Annotated in this window: 19 protein-coding genes and 1 pseudogene; 12 read left to right on the top strand and 8 right to left on the bottom strand. The window is 40.8% G+C overall.

Annotated features, from left to right (window positions below; genetic code table 11):
- Positions 1-21: 21 nt before the first annotated feature.
- From pelF to H7U02_RS06860, 11 genes are all read left to right on the top strand, one after another.
- Positions 22-1,428 carry a GT4 family glycosyltransferase PelF gene (pelF, locus tag H7U02_RS06910; protein ID WP_201042992.1) on the top strand — a complete coding sequence of 469 codons (1,407 nt, stop codon included), beginning with the start codon at positions 22-24 and terminating at the stop codon, positions 1,426-1,428.
- Complete coding sequence (pelG, locus tag H7U02_RS06905; RefSeq protein ID WP_110981201.1) at positions 1,428-2,879, top strand: exopolysaccharide Pel transporter PelG; 1,452 nt, start codon at positions 1,428-1,430, stop codon at positions 2,877-2,879. Before pelF ends, pelG begins: the two co-directional genes overlap by 1 nt.
- A complete protein-coding gene (locus H7U02_RS06900) occupies positions 2,876-4,642 on the top strand; it encodes a CotH kinase family protein (protein WP_207185663.1) in 1,767 nt (588 codons plus the stop codon). Before pelG ends, H7U02_RS06900 begins: the two co-directional genes overlap by 4 nt.
- Positions 4,632-5,360, top strand: a complete 729-nt coding sequence (locus H7U02_RS06895; protein WP_002883511.1) for a polyphosphate polymerase domain-containing protein — start codon at positions 4,632-4,634, stop codon at positions 5,358-5,360. Before H7U02_RS06900 ends, H7U02_RS06895 begins: the two co-directional genes overlap by 11 nt.
- Positions 5,361-5,409: 49 nt before the next feature.
- On the top strand, positions 5,410-6,081 hold the full coding sequence (locus H7U02_RS06890) for a DUF4956 domain-containing protein (protein ID WP_060972706.1): 672 nt from the start codon (positions 5,410-5,412) through the stop codon (positions 6,079-6,081).
- A complete protein-coding gene (locus H7U02_RS06885) occupies positions 6,074-7,495 on the top strand; it encodes a DUF4832 domain-containing protein (RefSeq protein ID WP_107373003.1) in 1,422 nt (473 codons plus the stop codon). The genes H7U02_RS06890 and H7U02_RS06885 overlap by 8 nt, the downstream gene beginning before the upstream one ends.
- 14 nt (positions 7,496-7,509) lie before the next feature.
- On the top strand, positions 7,510-8,523 hold the full coding sequence (gene galE / locus H7U02_RS06880; protein WP_021144269.1) for a UDP-glucose 4-epimerase GalE: 1,014 nt from the start codon (positions 7,510-7,512) through the stop codon (positions 8,521-8,523).
- Positions 8,524-8,714: 191 nt separating this feature from the next.
- Positions 8,715-8,951, top strand: coding sequence for a DUF1146 family protein (locus H7U02_RS06875; RefSeq protein WP_037603973.1), 237 nt, complete (start codon positions 8,715-8,717; stop codon positions 8,949-8,951).
- A gap of 67 nt (positions 8,952-9,018) precedes the next feature.
- A complete protein-coding gene (gene murA / locus H7U02_RS06870; RefSeq protein ID WP_038675881.1) occupies positions 9,019-10,290 on the top strand; it encodes a UDP-N-acetylglucosamine 1-carboxyvinyltransferase in 1,272 nt (423 codons plus the stop codon).
- Between the two features lies 1 nt (position 10,291).
- Positions 10,292-10,480 carry a DNA-directed RNA polymerase subunit beta gene (locus H7U02_RS06865; RefSeq protein ID WP_013990684.1) on the top strand — a complete coding sequence of 63 codons (189 nt, stop codon included), beginning with the start codon at positions 10,292-10,294 and terminating at the stop codon, positions 10,478-10,480.
- A 60-nt stretch (positions 10,481-10,540) separates the two neighbouring features.
- Positions 10,541-11,422 carry a DNA/RNA non-specific endonuclease gene (locus H7U02_RS06860; RefSeq protein ID WP_073687265.1) on the top strand — a complete coding sequence of 294 codons (882 nt, stop codon included), beginning with the start codon at positions 10,541-10,543 and terminating at the stop codon, positions 11,420-11,422.
- A 77-nt stretch (positions 11,423-11,499) separates the two neighbouring features.
- On the opposite strand, the gene H7U02_RS06855 is transcribed toward H7U02_RS06860, so the two are convergent.
- The 8 genes from H7U02_RS06855 to H7U02_RS06820 all read right to left on the bottom strand — a co-directional run bounded on the left by H7U02_RS06855 (position 11,500) and on the right by H7U02_RS06820 (position 17,603).
- Positions 11,500-12,150 (bottom strand): amino acid ABC transporter permease, encoded by a 651-nt coding sequence (locus H7U02_RS06855; protein ID WP_002886253.1) that lies wholly within the window; start codon positions 12,148-12,150, stop codon positions 11,500-11,502.
- A gap of 11 nt (positions 12,151-12,161) precedes the next feature.
- Positions 12,162-12,860 (bottom strand): amino acid ABC transporter permease, encoded by a 699-nt coding sequence (locus tag H7U02_RS06850; protein WP_002886251.1) that lies wholly within the window; start codon positions 12,858-12,860, stop codon positions 12,162-12,164.
- Positions 12,861-12,877: 17 nt separating this feature from the next.
- The gene (locus H7U02_RS06845) at positions 12,878-13,711 is read right to left on the bottom strand and encodes a transporter substrate-binding domain-containing protein (protein WP_201042990.1); all 834 of its coding nucleotides are present in this window, start codon (positions 13,709-13,711) and stop codon (positions 12,878-12,880) included.
- A gap of 11 nt (positions 13,712-13,722) precedes the next feature.
- Positions 13,723-14,490: an amino acid ABC transporter ATP-binding protein gene (locus tag H7U02_RS06840; RefSeq protein ID WP_014634411.1), complete on the bottom strand. Its 768-nt coding sequence runs from the start codon at positions 14,488-14,490 to the stop codon at positions 13,723-13,725.
- A gap of 187 nt (positions 14,491-14,677) precedes the next feature.
- Entirely contained in the window at positions 14,678-15,328 is a 651-nt protein-coding gene (locus tag H7U02_RS06835; RefSeq protein ID WP_002886253.1) for an amino acid ABC transporter permease, read from the bottom strand.
- An 11-nt stretch (positions 15,329-15,339) separates the two neighbouring features.
- The gene (locus H7U02_RS06830; RefSeq protein ID WP_002886251.1) at positions 15,340-16,038 is read right to left on the bottom strand and encodes an amino acid ABC transporter permease; all 699 of its coding nucleotides are present in this window, start codon (positions 16,036-16,038) and stop codon (positions 15,340-15,342) included.
- Positions 16,039-16,055: 17 nt separating this feature from the next.
- Positions 16,056-16,889 (bottom strand): transporter substrate-binding domain-containing protein, encoded by an 834-nt coding sequence (locus H7U02_RS06825; protein WP_155124255.1) that lies wholly within the window; start codon positions 16,887-16,889, stop codon positions 16,056-16,058.
- 9 nt (positions 16,890-16,898) lie between these two features.
- Complete coding sequence (locus tag H7U02_RS06820; RefSeq protein WP_201043060.1) at positions 16,899-17,603, bottom strand: amino acid ABC transporter ATP-binding protein; 705 nt, start codon at positions 17,601-17,603, stop codon at positions 16,899-16,901.
- Between the two features lie 30 nt (positions 17,604-17,633).
- Between H7U02_RS06820 and H7U02_RS06815 the strand changes: the two are divergent.
- Positions 17,634-18,545 (top strand): annotated as a pseudogene (locus H7U02_RS06815) (IS3 family transposase); the annotation flags it as partial.

Raw genomic sequence — 18,545 nt, 5'->3', positions numbered from 1 at the left:
GCAAAATAGGGGAAAATGCCGATGAAGATATGTTTAATTCTTGAAGGGTCCTATCCGTATGTTCACGGTGGTGTCTCTACTTGGATGCATCAATATATTACAGAAATGAAAGAGCATGAATTTGTTCTTTGGGTTGTGGGGGCAACGCATGAACAAAAGGGGGAGTTTGTTTATGAACTTCCTGAAAATGTCGTAGAAGTACACGAAGTCTTTTTGGACTATGTTGTGCCAGATAAAGAAGAAGACATAGAGCCATATCAGTTTACAGATGAGGAAAAACAAGCGCTTAAGGATATGGTTTTTTGCCAACAACCTGATTGGAAAGTCTTGTTTAAACTGTTACAAGATGGTAAGGTCGTTCCTAACGATCTCTTGAGTAGTGAGGCCTTTTTTCAGGTCTTAAAGGATCTTTGTAGTGAGCGCTACACACAGCTATCTTTTTCAGATGTTTTTCACACTATCCGTTCTATGCTGTTTCCACTTTTAAATATTTTATCCTGTCCACCTCCTGAAGCAGATGTTTACCACTCAATCTCTACAGGTTATGGTGGTATTCTTGCAACTTTGGGAAGTTTGACCTATGACAAACCTCTCTTCTTAACTGAACACGGGATTTATACGCGTGAACGTGAAGAAGAGTTGCTTCGTGCGAAGTGGGTTTTACCTACAATGCGCCATCAGTGGGTAAGATTCTTCTATATGTTGTCTGATGCGATTTATCAAAATGCTGAAAAAATTACCAGCCTCTTTACGAAGGCCAAGGAAATTCAGATTGAGATGGGTTGTGATCCAGAGAAATGTCAGGTTATCTCAAACGGGATTGACTATGATGCTTTTTCTCAAATTCCTTTGAAAGAACCGGATGGTTGGATTGATATCGGAGCTGTAGTTCGTTTGGCTCCAATCAAGGATATTAAAACCATGTTATATTCTTTCTACGAATTGGCCCAGCAGGTGACAAACGTTCGTTTGCATATCATGGGTGGTATAGATGACCAAGAATATGCGGATGAGTGTTTTAGCTTGGCCGATAAGATGGATTTGGGAGATCGTCTTCTATTCACTGGTCGTGTTAATATTCGAGAATATATGAAGAAAATTGATTTTACGCTTTTGACCAGTCTTTCTGAGGGCTTGCCACTTTCTGTTTTGGAATCAATGGCGGCTAGCCGTCCTTGTGTGACGACAGATGTCGGATGTTGTCAAGAATTGCTAGAAGGTCGTGAGGATGACAATCTAGGGATTGCAGGATTTTGTGCACCACCTACTTGTACAGGGCCTCTTGCAGAAGCTATGAAGAAGATGACGATTAATGATGAAAGACGGCTTGAAATGGGTGAAATTGCGCGTAAGCGTGTTGAAGCGATATATCAATATCCGCAAATGATCGGTCAGTACCGACGCTTATATGAGGAGGTGGCTGTTTAATGGCCGGTATTGGATTTGAATTACGTAAAATTTACAACGAAGATAGCCTTTTTTCAAAACAAAAGGCCTACGCTTATGCTGGAATTGTGTATACCGGTCCTATGCTTTTGGGGATTTTACTTACAGCTGGCGTCGTTGTTCTGACAATGGTAGCGGGAATCAGTGAAAATGAGCGTGACTATATTCTTTCGAACTTGACTTACGCTATCATCTTTTCACTTGTGATTACCAGTCTTTTCTCGTTGGTGGTAACCCGCTTTGTTGCGGATATGCTCTACGAGAAGAAATTTGAGACTATTATTCCTTCATTTTATGCGTCGAGTGCCTTGATGCTTATGATTGGGACACCACTGTATGCGCTCTATCTAGCCTTGGCTAGCCGAAGCTTAGCAGAAGTAGCTATGGGTGTTTTGCTCTTTGGTGAGCTTTGTCTCGTTTGGAATGTAATTACCTATTTGACAGCGATTAAATCCTATAAAGAAATTATCAAAGGTTTCTTTTTAGCGATTGGTGTGATGATTGTCTCTGGGTTACTTAGTATTTTCCTACATCAAAAGTATGGTATATTCCTAAGTGTTTGTTTGGGATACGGTGGAATGATGTTTTGGATGGTTCGTCTGATCCATGATTATTTCCCATCTAATCTTAAAATGTCCTTTGAGTTTTTGAAATGGTTTGATCAATTTTCTGATCTTGCCAAGACTGGACTTTACATGTTGGTGGCCCTCTTTGCTCATATTGTTATTAACTGGTTTGGACCAATTAGTAAGAGTTTTGATGGCTTCTTCCGTACAGCTCCAGTCTACGATGTGCCAGCCATGTTAGCCTACTTAACGACTTTAGTATCAACACTTAATTTCGTTATGTCTGTCGAGGTTTCCTTCTATCCGCATTTCCGACGTTATTTTAAGCTCTACAATGAAGAGGGAAGTCTTTCGGATATTCAGGAAGCTGAAACTCAAATGTTGGATGTCATGAGTAATGAGCTCAAATATGTTTTTTGGAAACAATTGCTAGCGACAATTTTCATCATGTTCTTCGGAAGCGTGGTTTTGACTTACTTACCAATTGGTTTTAACAATCAAATGCATGGTTACTTCTTAACGCTATGTCTAGCTTATGGTCTCTATGCTGTAGGTAATGTGAATATCTTGCTCTTGATGTATTTTGCAGATTATAAGGGTGCCAAGAAGCTTGCCAAACACTTTGCCATTCTGACAGTAGTTTTGAGTTTTGGTTCTCAGTTCTTGGACCCAGCCTTCCTAGGCTATGCCTTCCTGATTTCTTCTTTAGTTCTTTTCATCGAAAGTGGTCAGGAAATCGATAAATACACAAGTGATCTTCAGTATCATTTCTTAGGAAGCCAAACCATGGTATCTAAGAAAGACGTGGGCTATTTTGAAAAATGGACTGAGCGTTTAGAAAACATACAAAAGAGGTGGGGGAAATGAATAGGAAAAAGAGTTTAGCAGCGGTTTTGTTGCTCTGTACGGTATTTGGTTTTACAGCATGTGGAACCAAGGAACAGACAAAAAACGGTGTGACAACTAAAAAAGTAGATAAACAAGCGGCCACTGATATCTCTAATGTACACTTAAGAGACAAAAAGAGTCTCTATGATAAAGATCATACCAAGGTAACGACCATGTACCTGACTGTACGTCGAGGAGACGCTACAGAAAATCAAAATCACTCATGGTCTGAGGTCAACCAATATTCTGTTGAAGATTATCAGAAGATGGGTGTTAAACGATACCAAGTAGCAGGTCTTCTTCAAGTTGGTAATGAGGACGGTCCTGTGTCTGGTGAGTTGGGTTATGACCAGGACGTGCCAAACGCCAGTGTTCAGATTCGTGGGGAAAGTTCAAGTAAGAACGCCCAAAAGAACTATAAAATTAAGATTAAAAAGAACAAGGGCGAGTGGAACGGCCAACGTACCATTAACCTTAATAAACACCAGACTGAAGCCCTTCGCTTTAGAAATAAGTTGTCCTATGATTTAATGGAAGAAATTCCTCAACTCATGGGTGCTAGAACGAGTTTTGTTCACCTCTACGTTAAGGATGAAACCTCTGACAATCCATCAGGTAAATTTGAGGATTATGGTCTCTACACGCAAGTCGAGCAGATTAACAAAAACTATCTGAAAGATCACGGTCTGGATGAAAATGCCAACCTTTATAAACCAAACTTCTTCGAATTCTTCCGCTATGAAGATACGATTGTTAAAGAAGATGATCCTAAATTCGATAAGGATAAATTCGAGAAACTTTTGGAAATTAAAGGTAGCCATGATCATACCAAACTTATTGATTTTCTAACCAAGCTCAACGATCCATCGGTGAAGATTGAAACCATCATGGACAAGTATGTAGATCCTGAGAATATCCAATATTGGATGGCCTTCCAGATGTTGCTTGGTAATGATGATACACAGAGTCGTAACATGTATCTCTATAGCCCACAAAACTCAACCAAATGGTACATCATTCCTTGGGATAACGATAGTATCTTGATGAAGAATGAACGTCGTTTGGTAAGTAAGGACAGTGACCAAGCTAATAGCTGGGAAGTCGGTGTCAGCAACTATTGGGGTAACCAACTTTTCCAACGTTTGCTCAAGTCAAAAGAGTTCCGCAAGGGTCTAGATGAGAAGATGGATGAGCTACGTAAGACGATTACTGGTGACAAGATTACTTCTATGAGTAATGAATACGCAGCAGTTATTAAACCTTACCTAGCTAAGATGCCTGACCAAATGCATGCTAAGACAACACCTGATAATTACGACAAGATTTTGGCAGATTTGCCAAATGAGTTGGAGAACAACTACAAGATTTACAAAACAAGTCTTGAAAAACCGCAACCATTCTTTATCAATAAGCCGGAAGTGGCCAATAACAAATTGAAATTAAGTTGGGGTGCCTCTTACGATTTCAATAACAGCAAGTTGACTTACACTGTAGAATTAGCTAAAGACTATGAATTTAAAGACAAGGTCTTTGAAAAATCTGGTCTTAAAACTCTCAGTGCCGAAACAGATACCTTGCCTAAGGGACAATATTTCGTACGTGTGACTGCAACTAATGAGGCTGGACAATCACAACGTGCTTTTGACTACTATATCAATAGTGATAACTCTAAACAATTTGGTATCATGAGCTTCTTTGTCCTCGAAGATGGAAAAATTGGGGTAGATGGTTATGAAGACTAAAGAGAAGCCCTTTCGCCATGAGTTGAAATACGTCATTGGTGAACCAGAAAAGGCCCTGTTGACTGAACGTTTTAAACATTTGATTCAGTTGGATAAGCATGCGACAAATGGTGGTTATACCATTAGAAGTCTTTACTTTGACGACTATTGGAATAGTGCCTATGCTGAAAAAGATGCAGGTATTCTGGTTCGTAAAAAATATAGGATTCGTATCTACAATTTCGGGACCAATAGTATCAAGCTAGAGCGTAAGAAAAAGGTTGATACCTACATTCTGAAAGAGGATGCACCACTAACTGTCGAAGAATTTTATAAAATCATTGATGGGGATTATGACTTTCTCTTGAAAAGTCCCTATCCTCTCTGTCAGGAATTTTACTATGAATGTGTTAGTAACATGATGCGTCCCCGGACCATCGTTGATTATGAACGAGAGCCGTGGGTTTATGACTTTGGAACAGTTCGCTTAACCTTTGACCAAAATGTCAGAGTAGCGGTTGGAAGTTTTGATATTTTTGATCCGGACTTACCAACAATTCCAGTCATTGATCCGGAAAAGATGGTTTTCGAAGTTAAATATACAGAGTATCTGCCAAAGATTGTCCAAAGTGTCTTGCCAGGGAAAGCAGATATGATGGCTGTCTCTAAGTACGTATTGGCTTATGAAAAATCTCAGTATCTAAATGGTTTTGAATACTGGGAAGATGGGAATATATAAATAGGAAAAGTGCTAAGTTCGGAAGAACTTAGTATAAGAAGGGGAATTTATGAGTGTTCAAGACTTTATAAAAAAATCTATTTTGCAGTCTGATAACTATGCGACGCAGTCACCGTTTCGTATTGTTATCGTCTTGCTACTTGCCTTGTTGATTGGAGCCTTTATCTATAAGGTTTACCAGCATTTCTTTACAGGCGTTATTTATTCACGCAGTTTTGCCATGACTTTGGTCGGTATGACCTTGCTTACGTCAATGGTAACACTGGCAATCAGTTCAAACATCGTTATCTCACTTGGTATGGTCGGTGCCCTCTCTATCGTCCGTTACCGTACTGCAGTTAAAGATCCTATGGACTTGCTCTATCTTTTCTGGGCAATTACCTCAGGGATTACGGTAGGGGCAGGTATGTATGTCCTGGCCGTTGTAACGTCTATCGTTATCCTACTGATGCTTATTGTCTTTAGCCGCTTGCAAGAGACTGGTAAGGTGTATATCGCTGTGGTTCACTTTGATGGTGAGCATACAGGTGACAAAGTTATTCAAGAACTTGGTCGCATCAAGCACTTTATCAAGTCTGAAACTATGCGAAAAGACAGTGTCGAGATGGCAATTGAAGTCTTTGTGAAAAATAACGACCTTACCTTCGTTGAAAATATCAAATCTATCGATGGTGTCAAAGACCTTACGCTAATCCAATACAACGGCGAATACCATGGCTAGAAGACGTGAGAAGAAAAGTTGGAGTAGTCGAAAGAAGAAACTTTGGCTCGTCATCTGTCTAATCATCATTACGAGTGGTCTTTATGCCATTTTTGTGTATTTGAATACCAGAAACACAGGTACCAAGTTTGAATATACGCTTTCAGACAAGAGTTTTGGGAATCCGCTCATGGGTTATGTCCCTTCAGCTGAAGAAAAAACAGTTTCTGAAGACGTTCACCTTGTCTATGTTGATATTACATGGAAAGAATTGGAACCTAAAAAGGGCCACTATAACTGGGAAACAATTGAAGAAAGTAACCAGTTTAAACGATGGAAGAAAGAAGGCAAGCAGGTCGTCTTACGTTTCTTGCTAGATTACCCTGGCAAATCAAGTCATAAGGATATCCCTAACTGGTTGGGAAATGAAATTTCTGACCTTGGAGATGCTTATAGCACATCCTACGGTAAGGGATTTTCACCAAATTACCAAAATAAACTGCTTAGAAAATACTATAAAGATGCTGTTACTGCTATGGGACAGCGTTGGGGCAATGATGATTTTATCGCCTACATCGAGCTTGGTGGCCTAGGCCACTGGGGTGAGTGGCATGTTCACTCAGATGCGGGCATTCGCCAATTGCCACGAAAAGAAGTTCGTAAGGACTACATTGCTCCGTTTCAACCAGCCTTTCCTAAAGCAAAGATTCTTATGAGAAGACCTTTTGATACAGGTTTGGAAGGTGATTTTGGAATCTACAATGATGTCTTTGGAGACAAATCAGCTACTAAAACCTGGTTAAATTGGATCCAAAATGGTGGCGCATACGATCAAACCCAAGAGCAAGCTGCCTTGAAAGCCATGCCTAAGGCCTGGGAGAAAGCACCAATCGGTGGTGAATTAACAAGTTCGCAGTCTATGTCTACTTTGCTTGGTAATAACTTAGATGAGCTTACAGATGAAGCCAAAGCAGCTCATTTGACCTTCTTGGGTCCAAAGGTTGCTGAAGATATTGGTGACGGGAAAGCTGCTTATAATGAGCTCTTGAAGAACATGGGCTACCGTCTCTGGGTATCAGGTTTGACAATTTCCAAAGGAGAGAGCAAGGTTGAAATTACCCTTAATTTGGAAAATTCTGGGGTTGCCCCTTTATATGGGGATTGGCCTGTGGTATTATACTTGTGTAATGCTAATGGCAAGGTTCTTCAAGCCCAACAACTTGATTGTCGTTTGTCAGAATTGCTTCCAGATCAAACAACTGAACTAATGGCAAGTTTCGCTTATTCCAAAGATCAGAATTATCAGGTGAAGCTAGGAATTCTATCTCCAATGACACAAGAGCCTTCGGTTCATTTTGCCATGAAAGGTTTTGAAGGAGAAGTCATGCCTAAATTAGCAACGATTCAAAAGGATCAAAAAGGCACTGACAAGTAAGAAAGGAAAAATAAATGTCTATTTTAATTACAGGAGGAGCTGGCTATATCGGTAGCCACACAACCGTTGAACTCCTTAATGCAGGTTTCGATGTAGTCTTAGTTGACGACTTTTCAAATAGTTCGCCAGCAGTTCTTGAACGTTTGGAAAAGATTACTGGTAAAAAATTTCCATTTTATCAAGGTTCCATTTTAGATACTGATTTTTTGGATAAGGTTTTTACAAATGAAGATATTGAGTTAGTTATTCACTTCGCGGCCTTCAAGGCAGTGGGAGAATCTGTCCAAAAACCTTTGAAATATTATAAAAACAATATCAGTGGTACCATTACCCTCCTTGAAAAAATGAAGGAATACGATGTGAAAAACATTGTCTTCAGTTCAAGTGCAACAGTTTACGGTACCAATAATCCTTCTCCAATGACCGAAGATATGCCAACATCAGCTATCAACCCATACGGTTATACTAAGTTGATGATGGAACAAATTCTTACAGACGTAGCTGCATCAGATCCGTCATGGTCTGTCACAAATCTTCGTTATTTCAATCCTATTGGTGCTCATGAAAGTGGTTTGATTGGGGAATTGCCAAACGGTATTCCAAACAACTTGATGCCATATATTACACAAGTAGCTATCGGTAAACTGCCTGAGCTTAACGTCTTTGGGGATGACTATCCAACTCCAGATGGTACAGGTGTGCGTGACTACATTCACGTTCTTGACCTGGCCTCAGGTCACTTGGCTGCTGTCAAATATAATTTGAGTCATAAAGGTGCTGAGATTTTCAACTTGGGTACTGGACATGGTTATAGCGTTTTGGATCTCGTTAAGACTTTCGAAGCTGAAAACAAGGTTGCTATCCCATACCGTATTCAAGGACGTCGTGCTGGCGATATTGCTACTTGCTATGCCTCTCCTGAAAAGGCCAAAGAAGTCCTTGGCTGGGAAGCTAAGAAGACCTTGAAAGAAATGGTTAGAGATTCATGGCGTTGGCAAACGACTAACCCAAACGGTTATGAAGACTAAGTAGCATAACTCAAATTATCAGTTCCTAGGGAGTGTAAGATAAGCACTAGATTATTTTAAACTATGCCTAATCTAGTAGCTTCAAAAATAAAGAGAAGAGGAGTGGGAGCGGTCACTAAATGATTACAGATTTAGAACTGTCTCACCCTCTTTTTATGTTTAAGCTTAGCTTTCTATGGTATAATGAAACTATGACTATAATTAATCAATTCGTCACTTTGGCGAGTCACCTTGTATTTATAGGATTGAGCTACCAAATGCTGATTAGCCTTTTTGATTGGGCGAAGATCATCAAAAATCCGATTGAAAATACTGGTAAATTGAAACTCTTTTTGCTCTTTATCAGTATTGCCTTAGGCTACCTTATCAGCTCCTTTGTTCTGGCGGTTTTAGCTTTTGGACAGAATATGGCTAGCTCGATTTCTTAAATTAGTGATTTTAAAAGACTTTTGATATAATACAAAAAGATGAAAATGACCCTTGAAAGGAATCCTTATGGATAAAATTATTGTGCAGGGTGGCAACACTCGATTAAGTGGTGAGGTTGTCATTGAAGGTGCTAAAAACGCTGTCCTCCCTTTGTTGGCAGCGACTATCTTGGCCTCAGAAGGTCAAACAACCTTAACTAATGTTCCAATCTTGTCAGATGTTTACACGATGAATAATGTTGTTCGTGGTTTAGATATTGCTGTAGACTTTGACGAGGAAAATAATACCGTTGTCGTTGATGCTAGTGGAGAAATTCTCGATCAAGCACCATACGAGTATGTTAGCAAGATGCGTGCGTCAATCGTAGTTCTTGGACCTATTCTTGCCCGTAATGGTCACGCTAAGGTTTCAATGCCTGGCGGTTGTACGATTGGTAGTCGTCCAATCGACCTCCACCTCAAAGGTTTAGAAGCAATGGGTGCTAAAATTACCCAAGTTGGTGGTGACATTACTGCGACAGCAGAAAACCTTAAAGGTGCAACTATTTATATGGACTTCCCATCTGTTGGTGCCACTCAAAACCTTATGATGGCAGCAACTTTGGCTGATGGTGTTACAACCATTGAAAATGCTGCGCGTGAACCAGAAATTGTTGACTTGGCCCTCCTTCTTAACGAGATGGGAGCAGACGTCAAAGGTGCTGGAACTGAAACGCTCGTGATTAAAGGTGTTAAAGCTCTCCATGGTACTAAACATGCGGTTGTTCAGGACCGTATTGAAGCCGGTACTTTTATGGTAGCGGCAGCTATGACTTCTGGAGATGTTCTCATCAAAGATGCTATCTGGGAACATAACCGTCCTTTGATTTCAAAATTATTGGAAATGGGTGTCGATGTTAAGGAAGAAGAAGGTGGCATTCGTGTTAAATCTGATATTTCTCAATTGAAACCAGTAACCGTTAAAACTCTACCTCACCCAGGTTTCCCAACTGACATGCAGGCTCAATTTACAGCACTTATGGCAGTGGTAAACGGGGAATCAACCATGATTGAAACTGTCTTTGAGAATCGCTTCCAACACTTGGAAGAAATGCGTCGTATGGGACTTCATTCAGAAATCCTTCGTGACACGGCTATGATTCACGGTGGTTTGCCACTTCAAGGTGCTCAGGTTATGTCTACTGACCTTCGAGCTTCAGCAGCACTTATTCTTACAGGAATGGTAGCTGAAGGAACAACGACTGTTGGTAAATTAACACACTTGGATCGTGGTTACTATCAATTCCATGAGAAACTAGCTAAACTAGGAGCAAATATTTCACGTGTAAGTGAGGCTTAGTATGGAAACTGGTAAAGGCTATGTTTTTCGTCAATTATTACTTGTTTTGAGTGTGTGTGTGATTGGCCTTGCTTTTCTAGCTATCGGTTTGATGGTTGGCTATGCTGTTTTAGGAGAGGGCAAGGATCCAATAAGCATCTTAAAACCAGAAACTTGGCAGGCAATTGTTGCTAAATTTACAGGAAAATAAAGGGAGTGGGAAGTAATCCCGCTCCTTTAGTCATGACATTCATATAAAAGAAAGAGAACAATGGCAAAAAGAAAGACATCTTTAACAAATAAACAGAAACGTCAGCTAGTCTCGTTACTGATAGCGGTTTTGATTGCAGTTTTAGGTTACGTTGGAACGAGTAATAAGCTCTCACCTAACAATCCAATCAAGCAGGTAGCTAGTCTAGTCTCGGGAAAATCCAATAACTACGTCAAATCAAACGGCTCAACAAGTGGGCAGTCTACGCCACAAGAGCAACTCGCAGAGACGGTGATGACCAGCTCTGTCAAGAGTCAACTAGGAAACGCCATAGAATGGAATGGGGCTGGTGCCTATATTGTTAACGGTAATAAAACCAATCTTAATGCTAAGGTATCTAGCCAACCCTACGCTAATAACCAAGTTAAAACGGTTCAAGGACAAACGGTTCCTACAGTTGCGAATGCCTTGTTAAGTAAAGCGACCAGACAGTACAAAAATCGTCAAGAAACAGGGAATGGCTCAACATCTTGGACACCAGCTGGATGGCATCAAGTTCACAATCTTTTAGGAGAGTATAGCCATGCCGTAGACCGAGGCCATTTGTTGGGCTATGCACTTGTAGGTGGTCTCAAAGGATTTGATGCCTCGACTTCAAATCCAGAAAATATTGCCGTTCAAACTGCTTGGGCTAACCAGGCTAATAGCGAAACTTCCACAGGCCAAAACTATTATGAAAGCCTGGTGCGAAAAGCTCAGGATAAAAACAAACGTGTCCGTTATCGCGTGACCCTCATTTATGAAGGAGATAACCTGATTCCATCAGGATCACATCTTGAAGCCAAGTCAGCTGATGGCTCGCTTGAGTTCAATGTCTTCGTTCCAAATGTCCAACAGGGAATTACCCTAGATTATTATTCAGGCAAAGTAACGGTGAATTAACGAAACAAACGACTCCGATTGGAGTCGTTTTTAGTATCCAGAAAAACAAAAACCCACCCGTAGGTGAGTTTTTTGTTTTATTCACTAGCTTGCTCCCATTGTTTAGAGAGGTAGCGAGAGTAGCTAGAGATGGCAAAGTTAACCACGAAATAAGCTAAAGCCACAATACCGTATAAGGTGAAGATTTGACTAGGTTCGTAGTAACCACCCATCAAAATCTGACTCTTACCAAACAATTCTTGTAAGGCGATAACAGAGTAAAGGAAAGAAGTATCCTTGATAACTGTTACGAATTGAGAGATGATAGATGGCAACATCTTACGAATAGCTTGTGGGAAGATGATGTAAATAAAGATTTGTTTGTTGTTAAATCCTTGAGACAAGCCGGCTTCCGTTTGGCCATGGTCAATAGAGTTCAGTCCCCCACGAATGATTTCCGCCAAGGCAGCTGAAGTAAAGACCGTGAAAGAGGTAATCCCTGCAGCGGTTGACTTGAGTTGGAAGACCAGGAAGATAATGAAAATCCAAAGCAAGTTAGGAACATTACGGACGAACTCAACGTAGATAGAAGCAATCCAACGCAGAATAGGATTCTTTCCGTTACGCATCACCGCCAGAATAGTTCCGAACAGGGTAGATAGCACGATGATGAAGAAAGACAAGTAAAGAGTCGTCCACATCCCTTGTGCCAAGAATTTAAGGTTAGTAGCTGATAAAACTTCTGACATAGTGGACCTCCTTAGTAAGCTTTCTTATTCTCTTCTTCTTTACGACGTGCCCAAGTAGCTAGAGGGAAACACATGATAAAGTAGAGGAAGGCAGCCCCAGCAAAGGCCGGCACATAGTTAGTGGTATCATAAGCCCAAGCCTTAGCAGTGAACATGATATCTGCCCCAGAGATAATGGCAACTGTAGAAGTATTCTTAATCAAGTTAACCACTTGGTTGGTCAATGGTGGCAAGATAGTACGGACTGCTTGAGGCAAGATGATGATACGCATGGTATCAGCGTAGGTGAATCCTTGAGACAAAGCGGCTTCGGTTTGACCTTTAGGAACTGCCTCGATACCTGTACGAATAATTTCAGAGATATAGGCTCCTGTGTAGACACCCACACAAAGGATAGCTGTCAATGAAATTGGAATCATGACATGGCCATCAGTCAAGATTGAAATCCCATAGAAGACAACCACGAATTGCACGAGCAAGGGTGTGTTCTGGAAGATTTCAACATACACACGTGAAATGCCACGAAGGACCTTGTTATGAGTCGAACTCATAGCCCCAAAGATGAGCCCAAGAAGAAGAGCTACAATCAAGGCACCAATCGAAATACCAAGAGTGTAAAAGAATCCTTTGGCAAATTGCCCAAAGTTAGCGAAGAAAGCAGCCCAACGTTCAAGAGCGAAAGGACTAGCCGTTTCTGTTAAAAGATACATAAATTCAGGACTCCTTTCTATTTATCTTCAGCCTTAGCTGGTTTCAAGTGATACTTATCGTAGAGTTTTTGAAGGCTACCATCTTTTTGCCATTTAGCAATCAAATCGTTGGTATAATCAATCAACTCTTGATTAGACTTACTTGAAGCAATACCGTACTCTTGTGTTTTGAAACCTTCTTTTAAGGTTTTAGTTTTCTTACTTTCATATCCAGAGAGGATAGATTTATCAACTGAGAAAGCATCTACACGGTGAGCGTAAAGAGAAACAGCCAATTCTGGGAAAGATCCGAGTTGAACATAGTTGAACTTAAGGTTATTAGCTGAAGCGTACTCTTGCAACGCAGCCTTAGTTGACGCCCCTTGAGACACTCCAATAGTCTTACCATTCAAGTCTGAGATTTTGTTAATCCCTGAATCCTTAAGAACCAAGAAACCGATTTGGTCATAGTAGTAAGGAGTTGAGATAGCGTAAGAAGCCTTACGTTCATCATTAATGGTATAGGTAGCGATAAGCAAGTCGATAGTACCGTTATCCATAAGTGGTTCACGAGTTTGCGTCGTTACTGGGATATAATTCACTTTAACTTTTAACTCATCAGCAATCTTCTTAGCAAGATCAACTTCCATACCTTCGTAGGTATTAGTCTTAGCAGAATAGTAACCAAAGTTAGGAACGTCTTGCTTCACACCGACATTGAGTGTCCCTCGCTTAACAATCTTTTGGACTGCTTTACTATCAAGAAGCTTACTAGTGTCTTCCGCCTTAGTCTTGTGACTCGTGATAAGAAAAATAGTGAGAATTGCCAAGCTTGCAACAGTTAGGTAACGTAAGATTTTTTTGAAAGTCATAGGCAACCTCCTTAAGCATCGACTTGAACACGATCAGAGTTATGGTCGATAATCTTAGAAAGGAATTGTACTGCACGCGGTTCAGTAGGATTGTCAAAGAAACCATCCACATCAGTTGTGTCGACAAGAATCTGACCTTCAGCCATGAAAATGATACGGTCAGCCACACTACGAGCAAAGCCCATTTCGTGGGTAACGACCACCATATTCATGCCACCTTTGGCAAGGTTTTGCATAACGGCAAGCACGTCACCGATAGTCTCTGGGTCAAGGGCTGACGTTGGTTCGTCAAAGAGCAAGAGCTCAGGGTTCATGGCAAGACCACGGGCAATGGCGATACGTTGTTTTTGCCCACCAGAAAGCATACCTGGATAAGAGTCTTTCTTGTCCCACATGTTAACGTAACGAAGGAATTTCTCGGCAGTCTTTTCAGCTTCTGCCTTACTAATCCCAAGAACCTTGATAGGTGCCAAGGTTACATTTTCAAGAACAGTTTTGTGAGGGTAGAGGTTGAAGTGCTGGAAGACCATCCCTGCTTCCTTACGAAGTTCAACCAAATCTTTGGCAGAAGCTTCCGTCACATTATGTCCGTTAACGATAAGAGTACCGTTATCGATTGATTCCAAGGCGTTGATTGTACGGATGAGGGTGGATTTCCCAGACCCAGAAGGTCCCAAGAGAACCACAACTTGTCCTTTTTCAATTTCTAGATTGATATCACGAAGTGCATGATAATCTCCGTAATATTTATTAACATTTTTAAATTCAATAAGTGCCATAAGAGCCTCCTATAATGGATTTACTTGTTAGCTTTTCTAACATATATTGAATTTTAGCATAAGTAAAGTCGAAAGTCAAAAAATTCCGAATATTCTTTCAAAACGTTCGGTTTTTACTAAATAATTAATCATTTTTTGATATAAATATGAGAAAAACAAAAACCCACCCGTAGGTGAGTTTTTTGTTTTATTCACTAGCTTGCTCCCATTGTTTAGAGAGGTAGCGAGAGTAGCTAGAGATGGCAAAGTTAACCACGAAATAAGCTAAAGCCACAATACCGTATAAGGTGAAGATTTGACTAGGTTCGTAGTAACCACCCATCAAAATCTGACTCTTACCAAACAATTCTTGTAAGGCGATAACAGAGTAAAGGAAAGAAGTATCCTTGATAACTGTTACGAATTGAGAGATGATAGATGGCAACATCTTACGAATAGCTTGTGGGAAGATGATGTAAATAAAGATTTGTTTGTTGTTAAATCCTTGAGACAAGCCGGCTTCCGTTTGGCCATGGTCAATAGAGTTCAGTCCCCCACGAATGATTTCCGCCAAGGCAGCTGAAGTAAAGACCGTGAAAGAGGTAATCCCTGCAGCGGTTGACTTGAGTTGGAAGACCAGGAAGATAATGAAAATCCAAAGCAAGTTAGGAACATTACGGACGAACTCAACGTAGATAGAAGCAATCCAACGCAGAATAGGATTCTTTCCGTTACGCATCACCGCCAGAATAGTTCCGAACAGGGTAGATAGCACGATGATGAAGAAAGACAAGTAAAGAGTCGTCCACATCCCTTGTGCCAAGAATTTAAGGTTAGTAGCTGATAAAACTTCTGACATAGTGGACCTCCTTAGTAAGCTTTCTTATTCTCTTCTTCTTTACGACGTGCCCAAGTAGCTAGAGGGAAACACATGATAAAGTAGAGGAAGGCAGCCCCAGCAAAGGCCGGCACATAGTTAGTGGTATCATAAGCCCAAGCCTTAGCAGTGAACATGATATCTGCCCCAGAGATAATGGCAACTGTAGAAGTATTCTTAATCAAGTTAACCACTTGGTTGGTCAATGGTGGCAAGATAGTACGGACTGCTTGAGGCAAGATGATGATACGCATGGTATCAGCGTAGGTGAATCCTTGAGACAAAGCGGCTTCGGTTTGACCTTTAGGAACTGCCTCGATACCTGTACGAATAATTTCAGAGATATAGGCTCCTGTGTAGACACCCACACAAAGGATAGCTGTCAATGAAATTGGAATCATGACATGGCCATCAGTCAAGATTGAAATCCCATAGAAGACAACCACGAATTGCACGAGCAAGGGTGTGTTCTGGAAGATTTCAACATACACACGTGAAATGCCACGAAGGACCTTGTTATGAGTCGAACTCATAGCCCCAAAGATGAGCCCAAGAAGAAGAGCTACAATCAAGGCACCAATCGAAATACCAAGAGTGTAAAAGAATCCTTTGGCAAATTGCCCAAAGTTAGCGAAGAAAGCAGCCCAACGTTCAAGAGCGAAAGGACTAGCCGTTTCTGTTAAAAGATACATAAATTCAGGACTCCTTTCTATTTATCTTCAGCCTTAGCTGGTTTCAAGTGATACTTATCGTAGAGTTTTTGAAGGGTACCATCTTTTTGCCATTTAGCAATCAAATCGTTGGTATAATCAATCAACTCTTGGTTAGACTTGCTTGAGGCGATACCGTATTCTTGTGTTTTGAAACCTTCATCAAGGATCTTGGTTTTATCACTTTCGTAACCTGACAAGATTGATTTATCACCAGCAAAAGCGTCAATACGGTAAGCATAGAGTGATACGGCTAACTCAGGATAAGATCCGAGTTGAACGTAGTCAAACTTAAGGTTATTAGCTGAAGCGTACTCTTCAACAGCAGCTTTGGCAGATGACCCTTGAGACACTCCAATAGTTTTACCGTTTAGGTCAGAAAGTTTCTTATAGCCAGATTTGGTTTGAACGAGGAAACCGATCTGGTCATAGTAGTAAGGAGTTGACATGGCATATGAAGCCTTACGCTCATCTGTTATGGTATAAGTAGCGATAAGCATATCAATAGTCCCATTATCCATAAGGGCTTCACGAGTTTGTGGGGTAACCGCTGTAAAATTCACCTTAACCTTAAGTTCTTTGGCGATTTTCTTAGCGAGGTCAATTTCCATCCCTTGATAGGTATTAGTTTTGGCTGAGTAGTATCCAAAGTTTGGGACATCCTGTTTGACACCAACGTTTAGAGTCCCTTTTTTGACAATTTTTTGAATTGCAGCACTATTGAGTAGTTTACTGCTTTCATCTGCCTGACTGCTTTTGGTGTTCCAGAGGAGAACTGCTAGAAAAGTTATAACAGAGATAGCTAAAATGCGACTAAGTTTCTTGATTAACATAAGTCCTCCTTAGGCGTCCACTTGGACACGATCAGAGTTGTGGTCGATAATCTTAGAAAGGAATTGAACTGCACGAGGTTCAGTTGGATTGTCGAAGAAACCATCCACATCCGTAGTGTCTACAAGAACTTGACCTTCAGCCATGAAAATGATACGGTCAGCCACACTACGGGCAAAGCCCATTTCGTGGGTTACGACAACCATGTTCATGCCACCTTTGGCAAGGTTTTGCATAACCGCAAGCACGTCACCAATAGTCTCTGGGTCAAGGGCTGACGTTGGTTCGTCAAAGAGCAAGAGCTCAGGATTCATGGCAAGACCACGGGCAATAGCGATACTTTGTTTTTGCCCACCAGAAAGCATACCAGGGTATGAATCCTTCTTGTCCCACATGTTAACGTAGCGAAGGAATTTTTCAGCAGTCTTTTCGGCGTCTGCCTTACTGATTCCAAGAACCTTGATAGGTGCCAAAGTTACATTTTCAAGAACAGTTTTGTGCGGGTAGAGGTTAAAGTGTTGGAATACCATACCCGCTTCCTTACGAAGCTCAACCAAGTCTTTGGCAGAAGCTTCCGTCACATTATGTCCGTTAACGATAAGCGTACCGTTATCGATGGATTCCAAGGCGTTAATTGTACGGATAAGGGTAGATTTCCCAGACCCAGAAGGTCCCAAGAGAACCACAACTTGAACTGCACCCCAAAAGTTAGACAGAAAAAATCTAACTTTTGGGGTGTTTTTATTATGAAATTGACTTATGAAGATAAAGTTCAAATATATGAACTGAGAAAGCAAGGAGAAAGCTTTAAACGACTTTCAAATCAATTTGAGGTGAACGTTTCTGGTCTAAAGTACATGGTGAAATTAATTGACCGTTATGGAATAAACATCGTCAAAAAGGGAAAGAAGCGTTACTATTCTCCTAAATTAAAACGAGAAATGATTAATAAGGTTCTGCTTGAAGGTTGTTCCCAACAAAGTGTTTCTCTGGACTATGGCCTCTCCAATCAAGGTTTGCTTAACAATTGGATAGCACAATACAAGAAAAATGGGTATACTATTGTTGAGAAAGCAAGAGGGAGACCGCCTAAAATGGGACGTAAGCCAAAGAAGAAACCTGAAGAGATGACAGAACTAGAGCGACTTCAAGCAGAAAATGAGTACTTGAGAGCGGAGAACGCTGTTCTAAAAAAGTTAAGAGAACTCCGATTGAAGGACGAGAAAGAGCAAGAAGAAAAACGGAAATTGTTCTAGAATTGGTAACAGAGTTTGCTTTAGAGATTCTTCTAAAGATTATTAGGCTTGCTCGTTCGACCTATTATTACCACTTAAAACAGCTGGATCAAACGGATAAGAATCAAACTATCAAAGCTGAAATTCAAGCTATTTTTACTGAACACAAAGGAAATTATGGCTATCGTCGCATCACTCTTGCATTGAGAAATCGTGGCTTCGTGGTAAATCATAAGAAAGTGCAACGTCTGATGAAGGCTCTTGGTTTAAGTGCTCGAATTCGCCGAAAACGGAAGTACTCTTCATATCAAGGAGAGATTGGTAAGAAAGCAGAAAATCTCATTCGACGCCAGTTTGAAGCATCAAAACCAATGGAAAAGTGCTACACAGATGTGACAGAGTTTGCCATTCCAGCAAGCAGCC

This window comes from Streptococcus sp. 3.1, assembly GCF_016648915.1.
Taxonomy (GTDB): domain Bacteria; phylum Bacillota; class Bacilli; order Lactobacillales; family Streptococcaceae; genus Streptococcus; species Streptococcus salivarius_E.
Note: the sequence above shows the minus strand (reverse complement) of the source record. Positions and strands in the feature narration are given on the sequence as shown.